The sequence below is a fragment of the Celerinatantimonas sediminis genome (assembly GCF_046054195.1).
Lineage (GTDB): Bacteria > Pseudomonadota > Gammaproteobacteria > Enterobacterales > Celerinatantimonadaceae > Celerinatantimonas.
Genome location: NZ_JBEQCS010000011.1, coordinates 111,733 through 125,817 on the forward strand (window position 1 = coordinate 111,733; position 14,085 = coordinate 125,817).

Annotated in this window: 15 protein-coding genes and 1 pseudogene; 9 read left to right on the plus strand and 7 right to left on the minus strand. The window is 42.3% G+C overall.

Going from position 1 to position 14,085, the window contains the following annotated elements; genetic code table 11:
• The first annotated feature begins 73 nt into the window (after positions 1-73).
• From ABTQ23_RS13585 to ABTQ23_RS13600, 4 genes and pseudogenes are all read left to right on the plus strand, one after another.
• Positions 74-973, plus strand: coding sequence for an alpha/beta fold hydrolase (locus ABTQ23_RS13585; RefSeq protein WP_408616280.1), 900 nt, complete (start codon positions 74-76; stop codon positions 971-973).
• Complete coding sequence (locus tag ABTQ23_RS13590) at positions 970-1,407, plus strand: DMT family transporter (protein WP_408616281.1); 438 nt, start codon at positions 970-972, stop codon at positions 1,405-1,407. The genes ABTQ23_RS13585 and ABTQ23_RS13590 overlap by 4 nt, the downstream gene beginning before the upstream one ends.
• 438 nt (positions 1,408-1,845) lie before the next feature.
• Positions 1,846-2,445 carry an FMN-binding negative transcriptional regulator gene (locus ABTQ23_RS13595; protein WP_408616282.1) on the plus strand — a complete coding sequence of 200 codons (600 nt, stop codon included), beginning with the start codon at positions 1,846-1,848 and terminating at the stop codon, positions 2,443-2,445.
• Positions 2,446-2,798: 353 nt separating this feature from the next.
• Positions 2,799-2,930 (plus strand): annotated as a pseudogene (locus ABTQ23_RS13600) (thioredoxin-dependent thiol peroxidase); the annotation flags it as partial.
• A gap of 57 nt (positions 2,931-2,987) precedes the next feature.
• On the opposite strand, the gene ABTQ23_RS13605 reads toward ABTQ23_RS13600, so the two are convergent.
• The gene (locus ABTQ23_RS13605) at positions 2,988-4,064 is read right to left on the minus strand and encodes an AI-2E family transporter (RefSeq protein WP_408616283.1); all 1,077 of its coding nucleotides are present in this window, start codon (positions 4,062-4,064) and stop codon (positions 2,988-2,990) included.
• Between the two features lie 388 nt (positions 4,065-4,452).
• Between ABTQ23_RS13605 and bepA the strand changes: the two genes are divergently transcribed.
• Together bepA and arsC are read left to right on the plus strand one after the other, a co-directional pair.
• Positions 4,453-5,892 (plus strand): beta-barrel assembly-enhancing protease, encoded by a 1,440-nt coding sequence (gene bepA, locus ABTQ23_RS13610; RefSeq protein ID WP_408616284.1) that lies wholly within the window; start codon positions 4,453-4,455, stop codon positions 5,890-5,892.
• A 15-nt stretch (positions 5,893-5,907) separates the two neighbouring features.
• Positions 5,908-6,261, plus strand: coding sequence for an arsenate reductase (glutaredoxin) (gene arsC, locus ABTQ23_RS13615; RefSeq protein WP_408616285.1), 354 nt, complete (start codon positions 5,908-5,910; stop codon positions 6,259-6,261).
• 27 nt (positions 6,262-6,288) lie between these two features.
• Here arsC and hda read toward each other — a convergent pair whose 3' ends face one another.
• The 3 genes from hda to upp form a co-directional block, all read right to left on the minus strand.
• Positions 6,289-6,993, minus strand: coding sequence for a DnaA inactivator Hda (gene hda / locus ABTQ23_RS13620; protein WP_408616286.1), 705 nt, complete (start codon positions 6,991-6,993; stop codon positions 6,289-6,291).
• Positions 6,994-7,069: 76 nt separating this feature from the next.
• Positions 7,070-8,092 carry a DUF8605 domain-containing protein gene (locus ABTQ23_RS13625; RefSeq protein ID WP_408616287.1) on the minus strand — a complete coding sequence of 341 codons (1,023 nt, stop codon included), beginning with the start codon at positions 8,090-8,092 and terminating at the stop codon, positions 7,070-7,072.
• Positions 8,093-8,120: 28 nt separating this feature from the next.
• Positions 8,121-8,747 carry a uracil phosphoribosyltransferase gene (upp, locus tag ABTQ23_RS13630; protein ID WP_408616288.1) on the minus strand — a complete coding sequence of 209 codons (627 nt, stop codon included), beginning with the start codon at positions 8,745-8,747 and terminating at the stop codon, positions 8,121-8,123.
• Positions 8,748-8,894: 147 nt separating this feature from the next.
• On the opposite strand from upp, the gene purM reads away from it, so the two are divergent.
• Both purM and purN read left to right on the plus strand, forming a co-directional pair.
• Positions 8,895-9,938 (plus strand): phosphoribosylformylglycinamidine cyclo-ligase, encoded by a 1,044-nt coding sequence (purM, locus tag ABTQ23_RS13635; protein ID WP_408616289.1) that lies wholly within the window; start codon positions 8,895-8,897, stop codon positions 9,936-9,938.
• Positions 9,925-10,599, plus strand: coding sequence for a phosphoribosylglycinamide formyltransferase (gene purN / locus ABTQ23_RS13640; protein ID WP_408616290.1), 675 nt, complete (start codon positions 9,925-9,927; stop codon positions 10,597-10,599). The genes purM and purN overlap by 14 nt, the downstream gene beginning before the upstream one ends.
• A 44-nt stretch (positions 10,600-10,643) precedes the next feature.
• Here purN and ABTQ23_RS13645 read toward each other — a convergent pair whose 3' ends face one another.
• From ABTQ23_RS13645 to ABTQ23_RS13655, 3 genes are all read right to left on the minus strand, one after another.
• On the minus strand, positions 10,644-11,426 hold the full coding sequence (locus ABTQ23_RS13645) for a class II glutamine amidotransferase (protein WP_408616291.1): 783 nt from the start codon (positions 11,424-11,426) through the stop codon (positions 10,644-10,646).
• A 14-nt stretch (positions 11,427-11,440) separates the two neighbouring features.
• The gene (lpcA, locus tag ABTQ23_RS13650) at positions 11,441-12,019 is read right to left on the minus strand and encodes a D-sedoheptulose 7-phosphate isomerase (protein WP_408616292.1); all 579 of its coding nucleotides are present in this window, start codon (positions 12,017-12,019) and stop codon (positions 11,441-11,443) included.
• A 224-nt stretch (positions 12,020-12,243) separates the two neighbouring features.
• Positions 12,244-12,873 carry a LuxR C-terminal-related transcriptional regulator gene (locus ABTQ23_RS13655; protein ID WP_408616293.1) on the minus strand — a complete coding sequence of 210 codons (630 nt, stop codon included), beginning with the start codon at positions 12,871-12,873 and terminating at the stop codon, positions 12,244-12,246.
• Positions 12,874-13,355: 482 nt separating this feature from the next.
• Between ABTQ23_RS13655 and ABTQ23_RS13660 the strand changes: the two genes are divergently transcribed.
• Positions 13,356-13,856: a DUF4823 domain-containing protein gene (locus ABTQ23_RS13660; RefSeq protein WP_408616294.1), complete on the plus strand. Its 501-nt coding sequence runs from the start codon at positions 13,356-13,358 to the stop codon at positions 13,854-13,856.
• Positions 13,857-14,085 lie beyond the last annotated feature (229 nt).

Below are 14,085 nucleotides of genomic sequence, written 5' to 3' on the forward strand. Positions count from 1 at the left end.
CTATCCAATTTATTGTGTAGCCATAATTTTTACGTAATTAGGAAACGAACGTTTCCATAATGGGGGGGGTAATATGCAAAATATTAAATTTGACGAGCAACTGTTTTGGCAACAATTTTCTCATGGGGTGGTAAGAACACAAATGGGACGGCTGCACTATGTATCAGGAGGACAAGGCCCCACGGTATTATTGTTACCAGGATGGCCGCAAAGTTGGTATGCGTGGCGTTATCTGATGCCAGCACTGGCTAACTCAGGTAAACGAGTAGTCGCCCTTGATCTTCCAGGAATGGGTGACTCTGATCATCCAACCGAAGGATATGATTCAACGACTATTGCCCTAATATTACACTCAGTGATTCAGAGTCTCGCTTCAGAAGAAAAAGATGGTATCGAAATCATCGCTCATGATGTCGGTGCGTGGATGGGCTATGCACTTGCTTCAGACCACCCTAATTGCGTTAAAAAACTGGTATTAATGGATGCTGCAATACCGGGGCTTAGCACTCTACCCAGTGGTGAACTGACAGATGAACAAGTCATGCGTACTTGGCATTTTGCTTTTAACCGGTTGAGTGATCTTCCTGAAATTTTGCTTAAAGATCGTGAAGAACCCTTTCTAAGATGGTTGTTTTCAACCAAAGCTGAATTCGGTTGGATGATAGATGAAAAGGCGCTTGCAGAATATGTTCGTGTTAATCGTCTTCCTGGAGCGCTACGCAGTGCGCTAAGTTACTATAAAAATGCGTTCTCCAAGCAGGATATGGCGATAAATAAATTACGCTCAGAGAAGCAATTGTTAATGCCTGTATTCGCAATTGGTGCACGATATGGTGTCGCTGATTTGCTGTATAATACATTATCTCCAATGTGTGCTGATATTCGGGGAGAGGTAATCGAAGGTGCTGGTCACTATTTGCCAGAGGAAAGCCCCGAGCACCTTGAGGCTGTGTTAAAAGAGTTCCAGTCATGAATGTAATCAGTGTTGTACTTGCGCTTTTCGCAGGACTAATGCTACCAGTTCAGTCGTTGATGAACGCTCAGTTAGCGAAAGGCTTGCACTCTAGTTTATGGGCAACCGCGTTTTCTGGTGGAATATTAACTATCATTCTCTCGTTGATCGCATTCATGACAGCGGGGGGGTTACCGATGATTAAAGAAACAATAGCGCAGCCTTGGTGGGTGTGGCTAGGAGGCATTTGTGGATGTGTTGTTTTATCAGTATCCGCGATCGTTGTTCCACAACTTGGTGCGGCGAAAATGGTTGCCTTTATAATGGTAGGGCAAATTTTCAGTTCCTTGCTGATAGATCGATTTGGTATGTTTGGTGCTAATATTGTTGAAATTGAGCCTACACGAGTAGCCGCACTCATTTTCCTTATGATTGGTGCAAGTCTATTAGCGTGAGAAAATATTCCTCATGTATATTTCCTCACTGCTCCTAAGCCGTTGACGAATTTAATGGTTTAGGAGCGATAGCTATGATGCGGCTACCGAAATATCTATATATTGCGATAGATGAAGTTATCCTCCTTTATCTAATTTAGAAAAATTGCTAAAACGAAACTGTCCAGCTTTATCTGGGCTGGCACAGTTATGCACCTTTCCTTCTCAGCGTGAAAGTGCACTCAAAATCTGCTGTTGTACGTTTGCCTTACCTGTAGTTACAAGAGGGAGTGTCGTTGTAAGCTTTTTAAAAGCTATACGTCATTTTGTAATCTAATGCCAATACCGCTCATTAACCTATTGATTATAAATTAAACTTTTATTGAAGATGCTGCATGATAAGAGTATGAAAAGTCGGCTAAAAACCGTATAACAAGCGTTAGCTGCCAAAGGACTAGAATGCACATTCCCGAAAAATGGAAAATATATTCCAACACAGAAATGCACAACTTTATTAAAGAGTATAGCTTTGCTGCTGTCATATCTAATGATTTAGAAGCATCGCATCTCCCTTTATTGCTTAAGGAAAATGAGGGGGAAAATGGCACACTTTATGGTCACTTTGCCAGAACAAATCACCACTGGAAAGCTGCTAACGGAGCCAAGGTTTTAGTGATTTTTTCTGGTCCACACTCATACATTTCACCAACTTGGTATGAGACTTCTCCAGCAGTACCAACTTGGAACTACAGTACAGTCCATGCCACAGGAATAATTCAGCTAACGGATCAGGAAACAACTCTGACAACACTTGATGAAACCGTGAAAAAATATGATCCTAATTTAACTATTCCAGAGGGCTTTAAATCAAAACTTAGTAAAGGTATTGTTGGTTTTAAAATCAACATAGAATCGCTTCAAGGTAAAGAAAAACTAGGGCAACATCGCTCAACAGAAGATCAGCTTGGGGTTACATCGGCTTTATCAAAAACAGAAAGCCTTCAAAGCCAATTACTTTATCAGTACATGCTTAACAGGGGCGTTGGTATCGGCAAGTAACAAACGATCAAGGTGTCAAACATACTTTTCCTAATCTGACAGAAACGATTTAGGGTAATAGTTCTAACGCGTTTCTGTCCACAAATGAGTTATAGGCTCAGAATCATGCTTGTGATCACCGAGCGATTCTGTCGCAATGAAAATCAGCCTCATCTTATAACATCGCCTAAACTTTTTATGACAAGTTCCCGCTTCGAAAAGCGTCAAAAATAGCCCAATTTACAAAAAAATATGACAACTGCTATAATTAGGGTTCAAACAAGAAATTTATTAACTTAACTCATTGTTAAAGATAGACTTTATTAAGAATCGTCAAAATTTATGTCTTAGCATATTTCCAAGGGTGGGAAGTCATGGGACGAGAAAATATGGGCGTGGTTAGAACCAGTTTCTTAGTCGATGAATCGGGTAACATTGAGCATATATTTGATAAGTTCAAAACCAAAGATCACCACGAAGTGGTTTTAAACTACTTAAACAAATAAGCCTTGATGCTAAAAGGCGCAGGCGCGAAACTCTCGCGCCTTTTTTATTCAATACGTTTATTCAATAAGTTTTTTATCGGTATTAGCCGTATCCGATGGCCAAGCGTTGAGGACAGCTTTGACGAGTGTTGCCAACGGAATGGCAAAGAATACTCCCCAAAAACCCCATAAACCGCCAAATAAGATCACCGCAATAATAATTGCTAATGGATGCAAATTAACGGCTTCAGAAAAGAGCAATGGCACCAGCAGGTTCCCATCGAGCCCCTGAACAATCAGATACGCCAGCATCAGATATCCAAAATCAGCCGTTGGCCCCCATTGAAATAGTGCGACCATGGTCACCGGGACAGTTACCACGAAGGCGCCGATATATGGGATCAGCACCGACAAGCCTACCGCAACACCGAGTAAAGCTGAATAGCGCATTCCCATCACAAAGAAAACCAGATAAGTCGCAATGCCCACTACGATTATTTCAATAGCCTTACCGCGCAGATAATTGGTAATTTGCTGATGCATTTCATGCCATACTTGGCCGACAAGAATTCGGTTTTTAGGTAAGAAACGCGAAGCTGAACGGATCAATCGGTGTTTATCAGCCAGTAGAAAGAACAGCATCAAGGGCACTAAAATACAATAAATCGCGAGTGCTGCCAGACTAATTAGAGAGCTGATTGATGCCTGCACCATTTTTTCACCCATTCCTAAAAAACGATGCTGAATGGTACTGGTGACCGTATCGACAAAAGCCGGATCAATTAAATCTGGATAACGTTGTGGCAGCGAATCCATAAAATCTTGAGCTTTATTAAACATCGTTGGCAGCTCAGTAATCAGATTAGCGCCTTGGGTCCAGACCGTTGGTAAAATTCGCACCACCGCGACTACAACGAGAATACCAAAAGCCAGCAATACCACGGATGTTGCCCAGCGGCGCCCCATCCCGAATTTTTCTAAACGGGTGATAGGCCAGTCGAGAAGGTATGCGAGGATCACAGCGACCAGAAATGGCGCTAACAAATGCCCCATAAAATAGAGCACTAAAAACCCTACAACCAATAAAAATACCAGCGCGACGGCTTCCGGATCCGAAAATTTACGCTGATACCAACCTTTAAAAAGGCTAAACATAAGCAGTTGATAACCCTCTCAACGAAAGTAGAAGGCGTAGCCTACCATAGCTGAGCCTTCATCGCTTGTATGAATTTACACCATAACTATCTGGTAAAGTATATATTTTATCCAAGAATTAAACTCCTTTAAAATATCTAGAATATTTCGCTTAGTTAACGGCGTTTAACCAAAAAATAGTAATTAATATTGAGAGCTTTTAAGTCGGAAATACTTTCGCTATCTACTCTGGTTTTTCACCAATCATTACGAGACTGGTTAAATGCCAACAGAAAAGTAAACGAAAGTGTCAGGGTGGGAATAATTTCGTTATGATTAGACAATCAAGATTACAAGATTAAGGTGAACTGAGATCGTCATAATATCTTATCGCAAGCAGGTTCAAAGCTTGGTAAAAGATCTAGTTTTAGGATTACTGGTCTTTATCATTTCACTGCAAAGTTTGGCTGACAATTCTCTGCCAGAGATTGGCACTGCCGGTGCTCAAGCGCTTTCGATTGCACAAGAAAAGCAGTATGGCGACGCTTACATGCGTGCCATGCGCGCCAGCTCACCGATTGTACAAGACCCATTGCTTGAAGATTACATTAATCAACTTGGGCATCGTCTCGTTGCTCACGCAGATAACGTCCATCTGCCTTTTCACTTCTTCTTAATCAATGACGCTAGTATCAATGCAGCTGCTTTTTTAGGTGGTTATGTGAAAGTCAACACCGGAACGGTGGTAATGGCTCGAACGCAAAGCGAATTAGCAGCGGTCCTCGCCCACGAAATTAGCCACGTGACTCAGCGGCATATTGCTCGTAGCATAGAAAAATCGGCATCGGCCAGCCATTTAACGATAGCAGGATTGCTCGGCTCCTTTATTGTGGCTATTGCCAACCCCGTTGCAGGGATCGCAGCGATGCAAACCACTATGGCAGCAAGCATTCAGCATCGCATTAACTATACTCGCCAAAACGAATATGAAGCGGATCATATCGGCATGCAGGTCTTGTATCGCAGTGGTTTTAATCCTCATGCAATGGTCGATTTTTTCAGCTTACTCGCATCCAAATATCGTTATGCAAGCAAACCGCCTGCTTGGCTTTCTGATCACCCTTTAACGGCTCAACGTATTGCTGATGCGCAATCCCGAGCAAGCCAATATCCGGATAAATACATTGCCCCAAGTCTTGATTTTCAGATGGCAAAAGCTCGCATGCAGGTCCGTTTTGTTGGACTAAATCCTGACCAAGCTTATAGCTTGTTTCATAGCCAGTTAGAAAACCATAACTATAAACTCAAAGATGCTGCGTTGTACGGTCTCACCTTGGCGCTGTTTGCCCAGAAAAAATATGAAAAAGCTCAAGAGCTAATTACACAGCTAGCCAAAAAACATCCACAAAGTATGTATGTACTCGATACTCAATCGGATATCGATATTGCAATGAAAAAGACCGCTCGAGCGGTGAAACGTTTGCAGGATGCTTACCAGCGTTATCCTGATAATCGCATTGTAATTATTAACCTAGCCGCAGCTTATATGGCAAATAAACAAGATGCGCAGGCATCGCAACTGCTTGATCGTTATTTACGAGAGCATAACGATGACATTTTAGGATGGCAGACGCTCATAGAGGCTTATCAACATCAGCACTTAACAGCCCAAATGCAACAAGCTCGTGGCGAATATTTTGCCCTGCGCGGACAATATACTCAGGGAATTAGCGAATTAAAAAATGCGCTGAACAACACCTCTAATCGCCTGGACGAAGCACGAATTAAAGCTCGAATAGATGAGTTTAAAGCCAGTCAGAAGCAACTTGAAAAGCTGCAACACTTGTAATCAAAGGAAAAACCGATGACAGTTACAATTTATCATAACCCTCGGTGCTCTAAATCACGCCAAACCTTAGAGCTGTTAAAAGAACACACTCAAGATATTGCCATCGTTGAATATCTAAAAACACCACCAGATGCGGCAACACTTAAAGATCTGCTGGCTAAGTTGGCTATTCCCGCCAAAGACCTAGTAAGACGTAAAGAAGCATTATTTAAAGAATTGGACCTTTCGGAGCAATCATTAAGCGAACAACAATGGATTGACGTTTTAGCTCAGCATCCAAAACTTATCGAACGGCCAATCGTCGTCAATGGTGATAAAGCCGTGATTGGTCGGCCACCAGAAAATATTTCTGCTCTATTTAGCAAATAAATATCAATGACCACATTAGGATTATCCCTATAATCCTAATGTTTCTTTGACAAACGGAATGGTGAGCTTGCGTTGCTCAGTGATAGAAGCTCTGTCGAGTTTATCTAACGTAGCAAGTAAGGTCGGCATGTCGCGGGAAATACGTTTAATTAAAAATCGAGCGACTTCCAAAGGCATCCGCAAACCACGCAGTTCAGCTCGCAGCTGCAAAGCACTTAATTTTTGGGTGTCAGAAAGCTCAATCAACCGGTAAGTCACCCCCCAGCTTAAACGCGATGCCAGATCGGGTAATGCCCATTGCAACTGATTAGCAGGAGCATTGGCGGTCACTATCAAACGTGTTGAATCATCAAGCTCTTTACGGCGATTGTAAAAATCAAAAATAGCAGTTTCCCAGTCTTTGTGCCCTGCCACCGCATCGATATTATCTAAACAAACCAAAGCCATGGATTCTAAGCCCTCTAAATAAGCAGGAGCCATCATCGCATGCATATCCAAAGGCAAATAAGCTGTTGCCAAATTACAACTATTCATTTCGGCACAACTGGCGTGAAGTAAATGGGAACGACCAGAGTCAGGCGCGCCCCAGATATAGAGCATCCGCTCGCCTTGGTCCAGCGCTAAATTTTGAAGCGCTGAAAGCAACTGTGAATTCTCGCCGGCATAAAAACTTGCGAATGTTTCATCATCAGGTAGATGAACCGGCAGAGATAGCTGTGGTGATTTAGTCAACAGATAATAGCAACTCTAAACAATTCTTTATTATTATAACCATGGCATCGTAATATAAACAACCAGGTAGAAATTTCTATTGTACATCATAATGATATGGCACCCCGACTATTGGAGTATAATTATCATCAAGCTCCAATGCCGATTGCAGGGATTGCCAAGGCCCAACTAAATGCACCTCAAATTGGTATTGACCTGCACTCACCTGTTGTAGATTAACCTGGCCAACACTGGGTTGATTCATCAAAAATTTATAAAGATGCTGATATTGGGTGAAATTATCGATATGCGCAAAACTTAAAATGATTTGGCTATCCGAATTGACTGAGCGCACAACCGCATAACGGGCGGCCAATTGACTAGCTATCTGTTTGAGCATCTGTGAAGTTAGATTAGCCGCATTGTCAGTTGAATTATCATCGCGAAGATCGCCACTATTAATCAATTGCCCCTGGTGCACATCGAGAAGTTGCCAACTTAAATGAGTTGCGCCGTTATCTAAATAGCTTTTAACAGTTAAAGCAATATCAGCGCCATAACGACGACTGGCTTTAATAATGGGTTGATTAAACTCTCCCCAGACATCAGAGACAGACACAGCCATTGAGTCATCTAAATCCATAATAGGGAAGATCATCGGTAATGCTAAATTTTTTGCTTGTTGCTGCAGTGCTGTTGCGCTGGCACTGCCATCGGCATCAATTTGTCGCTGGTTTTGCTGCTCGCTTGCATACCAAACTAAGATAGTTGGTCGAACCTGAGCCCAGAACGCTATTCCCGCCTGAGTTAACAACGTTTCTATCTGCGAGCGGTTAAACGTTGCTAGTAATTGTTGATGGGCTTGAGAGTTTTGATAGGAATACTGCTGTAAATATTCTCCAGCATGGGAAAGTGCATCCGCAATGGCTTGATTATCTAATGCTTTATCGTCACCCGTTAGACGTTCAATCAATAGTTTAAATGCGCTTTGCTGATCTTGGCTTAACTGTCCACTGGCTGGCACAGTTAGCTGGTATGGATCGACAGATTGCATCGCAAAGGCCGCATGGCTCAAACATAATCCAAACAAAACAACCAGGATTCTCTTCATTGCGTGCATACGGCCCTCTTTCATTGGCTATAAAAAATTATTTAGTCCCAAAGATTTTATCACCAGCATCTCCGAGCCCTGGCATAATATAACCGTCTGAATTTAACTTTTCATCTATCGAGGCAGTATACAACTCAATATCAGGATGAGCTTCTTCTAAGGCTTTGAGCCCTTCAGGTGCTGCTACCAAGACTAATACTCGGATTTTTTTACAGCCTTTATTTTTTAAAAGATCAATGGTGGCAATCATTGAGCCGCCTGTTGCCAACATTGGGTCGACAACCAAAGCTAAACGTTCATCAATCTGACCAACTAATTTTTCAAAATATGGCACTGGTTCTAGCGTTTCTTCATTACGATACATACCGACAACGCTTACTTTTGCAGACGGCATATGCTCAAGGACACCATCCATCATTCCCAGTCCTGCACGTAAAATCGGTACGACGGTCGCTTTTTTACCCTGAATCTGCTCTACATTGACTGGCCCGGCCCAACCGTCAATGGTCACCTGTTCCATTGCCAAATCAGAAGTTGCTTCATAGGTCAGCAGACTAGCAACTTCCTTTGCTAATTCACGAAAGCGCTTGGTACTAATATCTGCTTCACGCATTAAGCCCAATTTGTGTCGAATCAGGGGGTGTTTAACCTCGACGACCTTCATCCTTTCTCTCCAATTAAATATCTAACAATTCGACTTAATTTTACAGGAAAACAGGAAAATGTCGCCGTTAATCGTCCATGACTGTTCTAGGACTCACAACATTGCTAAAATACCCCCAGATTCTAACCCTAAGCAGCAGGTAATTTTGTGAGTAAGCAAACTCCCCCCCTAAGTTACAAGGATGCCGGTGTCGATATTGATGCTGGAAATGCTTTAGTTGAGCGGATCAAAGGTGTCAGTAAAGCGACCTCTCGCCCAGAAGTCATGGGTGGATTAGGTGGTTTTGGAGCACTATGTCAGATCCCAGCTCGTTATAAAGAACCCGTATTAGTAGCAGGTACTGACGGTGTCGGCACTAAACTACGATTGGCGATGGACCTTAAAAAGCATGACAGTGTTGGGATTGACCTTGTCGCAATGTGCGTCAATGACCTCATTGTTCAAGGGGCTGAACCACTGTTCTTTTTAGATTATTACGCCACTGGCAAATTAGATGTTGATACAGCAGCTGACGTTGTCAGCGGTATTGGCAACGGCTGTAAACAGTCAGGATGTGCGCTGATCGGTGGCGAAACAGCTGAAATGCCAGGCATGTATCATGGTGAAGATTATGATATTGCAGGGTTTTGTGTAGGCGTTGTTGAAAAAGAAAACATTATCGATGGCTCAAAAGTAGCCTCTGGTGATGCGCTTATCGCGCTTGGCTCAAGCGGCCCACATTCTAATGGTTTTTCGTTAATTCGAAAAATTTTAGAAGTCTCTGGCGCTGATCCTCTGCAGAGTTTTGGCCAAAGTACGCTAGGTGAAACGCTGCTCACACCAACCCGAATTTATGTCAAATCAGCATTGGCGTTAATTAAACAAGTTGACGTACATGCCATCTCACATATTACAGGCGGTGGTTTCTGGGAAAATATTCCTCGCGTATTGCCAAAAAACTGTAAAGCAGTGATTGATGAATCTAGCTGGCAGTGGCCTGAAATTTTTGATTGGCTTCAAGAAAACGGGAACATCTCTCGCGAAGAGATGTATCGCACCTTTAACTGTGGTGTGGGTTTGGTTGTTGCTGTTCCTCAAGCAAAAGTTCAGCAAACCATCGATACCTTGCATGCAGCTGGTGAAAAAGCTTGGGTATTAGGTGAAGTTCAAGCGCTTGATGCTGGTGAAGAGGCACAAGTTGTCTTTGCCTAACCAACCACAAACAAAACGCGTTGGCGTTTTGATCTCAGGATTTGGTAGTAATTTGCAGGCATTAATTGATGCCTGCAACCACGATTACATCAATGCTGAGATAGCTGTTGTTGTCAGTAATAAAGCTCGGGTAACAGGCTTGGCCCGAGCTGCTGAAGCTGGAATAGATACAGCCGTTATCAGTGCCAAAGACTATCCAGAGCGAAGCGATTATGACCGAGCATTAGCCAGCTTACTGGATGATTATTCGGTCGATTTAGTCGTCTTAGCCGGATTCATGCGCATTTTAACAGCTGATTTTGTTAATGCTTACAGCGGTCGCATGCTCAATATCCATCCATCATTATTACCTAAATATCCGGGCCTAAATACCCATCAACGCGCCTTAGATAATGGTGATACCCAAAGTGGCTGTAGTATTCATTTTGTGACAGCTGAGCTCGATGGTGGGCCGATTATTTTGCAAACTAAGGTACCGATTTTTGCTGACGATGATGCGCAGTTGATTGCTCAAAGAGTTAACAGCCAAGAGCTCACCAGTTATCCATTGGTCGTTAAATGGTTCTGCGATGACAGGCTAGTCATGCGCGATAACAAGGCTTGGCTGGATAATCAGCCGCTCGGCCCATGCGGATACGCAAACGATGATGCCGATGAATAAGTAAATGCCCTGAAATAAACTCTCAGGGCATTTTTGTAGTTGAGTTAGCGGCTAACTCGGCTAAGACACAACTCGCCTAAACGAAACAGGGCAAACTCACCTGGCACCATCTTATGCCAATTCTCATTGCTGGTTAAAGGCTGAGTAGCAACCACAGTGACAACATCATTGGGCGTTGTTTGAGTCTGAAAATCAACGGTTACATCAGCATCTTGCAGGCGAGCCTGACCAAATGGCGCGCGACGGGTAATCCAGTGCAAGTTATTAGAGCAATAAGCCATCACATAATCGCCATTACTCAATAGCATATTAAAAACGCCTAGCTCGCGAAGCTTATCAGCTAGTGAAGCAACAAATGAAAAAGCGGCATTCATCTGCCCAGGTTTGCGCGAATAACGTTCTCGTAACTGCTCTAAAATCCAACAAAAAACCCATTCACTATCGGTTTGACCAATCGGGCGATAAAAGCCTGTATCAAGTTTTTTATAACCACGTAATTGGCCATTATGCGCATAAGTCCAGTTTTGTCCCCAAAGCTCTCGGGTAAAAGGATGGGTATTCTCAAGGCTAACCCCACCGCGATTAGCCTGACGAATATGGCTGATGACCGCGCAACTTTTTATCGGATAATCCAACACCATTTTCGCAACTGGAGATTCAGCACTCGGCGCTGGATCTTTAAAACTGCGACATCCTTTGCCTTCATAAAAAGCAACGCCCCAACCATCTTTATGAGGCCCGGTATGACCACCTCGCTGAACTAACCCCGTCAGCGAAAAACAAATATCAGTCGGCACATTGGCACTCATACCTAACAACTCACACACGAGCGATAAACCTCCTAACCTGCCATTTTCTGCTCAATTAACTGAATTAATATATGAATCACTTTAATATGAATTTCTTGAATACGATCCGCGTATCCAAAATGCTTCACACAAATTTCACAATCAGCAAGTCCTGCCATTTTACCCGCATCTTTACCGGTTAAAATCACAACTTTCATCGATTGTTTATGAGCAACTTCAATCGCTTTAAGAATGTTCGCTGAATTACCGCTAGTGCTAATCCCTAACAATACATCGCCAGGTTTACCTAAGCCTTCTAAATAGCGAGAAAAGATATCGTTAAATCCGTAATCATTGCCTACACAGGAGATGTGGCTAGGGTCTGAAATTGCAATGGCAGGATATGCCGGACGATTATCCCGATAGCGACCAGTTAGCTCTTCGGCAAAGTGCATCGCATCACAATGTGATCCGCCATTACCACAGGAGATAACTTTACCACCTTGTTTAAAACTATCGGCTATTAATGTGGCGGCATTTTCTATCGCTGCAATATTTGCCGAATCATTTAAAAACTGGTCTAAAACAGAAGCGGCTTCTTTTAGTTGTGAAAGAATTAATTCGTGACTCATAAAATCTCTACCTGATTGATTTAACGACTCTCACTATACTGGATTTTTGATGCGGCCTCACTAAGCAATCCAGCTTGTTGAGCAACAAATCACAGATGTCTGACAAAGAAGTTAATCTATCGGTAAAAAGGTAACAAAACGTCAAAGCACATGTTACTAACGATAACAATCATTACGGCAAATGAGTAAAAACAGAAGGTCACCAAAGGGTCACCATGATGGCATTACATACTGTAATGGCTGTTAAACCAAGACACTGCTTGGGTGCGGTTTTTAACATTGAGTTTACGAAAGATATTAAACAGGTGTGATTTGACCGTGTTTTCACTTAAATGTAGTTTTTGCGCAACATCATGATTGGAATAACCAACTGACAAACAACGTAACACTTCAACTTCACGAGGTGATATTTTAATTTGTTTAGTCGGTTTTGATTCACCCACTTTACGTTTGTACAGTTGCAGTAGTTCACCAACCAACTGGCGACCAAACCACATTTCCCCATCCATCACTTTACGAATCCCTTTTTCAAGAGTTTCTAGTGAGTCAGAACTAAAGAAAACACCACAAACATTGTTCAAGCTACTGACAATATCTAGCGGTTCTTTTTCTGGGTAATCAAGTAATAGCACTTTTATGTGCTGATTAAAGGGTGTGAAAAATTCAAACCATGGACTATTTACTGCGCGAACAGTCTGATAATCCACTAAAACCACGAAATGATCATTTTCACGAGGAAAATCACTTGGTGAGACACAAATTTCGTAGTCCATTGATAATGTTGAAGACAGATGATTCATTAATGCCGATGAAAATACACCACCAGATGAGATCAAAATCAGCCTATTTGCCATGATATCCCCCTATTCCGGCCTCTATCTAATCAAACGAGTATGAATGAGTTGGTCCCTGTAACTTGCCAACACATTGCCAATCCGGACAAAATTTATTGAAAAAGCTAATCCAAGCTACGCTATGTAGCTGCCTTAATGAGGGGATTTTATCAGGAATTTGATAGAACTATATACTTACCCATAAGCTTGTAGGAAATATCCCTATAAAAATGTAAACAAAACTTTCCACTTTTCCGTTTAATTTGTAAGGGGATAATACAAATACATCATATAAATTTGTTTTTATTCAATAAGTTAAGTTATGTTTCTCATACTTTATGATTAGCCTTATTTAATGAAATCATTTCCCAAAATTTAATCATTTTGATTTACCGAAAATTTGTATTTTTTATGGAATATGACAGAAATGATGTTTCTGGGTTGGTTGTATCGCGCTCTTATATCCGCCATCATGAACAAAACAATCACTGACTCGGTAAACTATGAGAAAACTCTTCTTTATCCTGATTTGTACATTTTCAACTGCCATTAGCCTGCCGCTTTGGGCAACGCCACTAAAGGCCCATCACAATGTTTTAATTAGTCGGGTTCGCCAACCGATCAATGGCCCACACCAGAACCAAGAAATGAATAATGAAGGTTCTCTGGCTTTGACACAAGCGTTTAAACACTATAGCAAGGCTAAGGTAACCTACAGCCCAGCTTGTCACAGTGTGGATTGCATCGCGGGTCCCAAATCCCATGGCTACTATTACTACGTGTCACCTCAGTGGGTCTTTTGGAATGCAACCGACCCTAAGCATCAACATCCAGCTTTAAAAATCGCTATCTACGATATTAAAACACGGCAAGTCATAGCGACTCGGATTATTAAAGCAAATAAGAGCTCTGCTTTAATTGGGGCACCCGATCCGATTCTCTCGAATCAAGTTAAGCTGGCTGTTAAAGAACTCTACCAGAGTGAGAAATCGACGGATAAATAAGACAGTTAATAAGGATTTTTTTGTCAGGGATGACAAATTATATCAATGAAGAGCGCTAAGCTCGACGAACGCTCAAAACCCACCAGAACTCGGTGAGCAATTAGCCAAGGCTTAATATCGCAAGATAAATCAGCAAGAACTGCTTGAAGAAGTTGGCGGAGTAGACGGGACTCGAACCCGCGACCCCCGGCGTGACAGGCCGGTATTCTAACCAACTGAACTACCACTC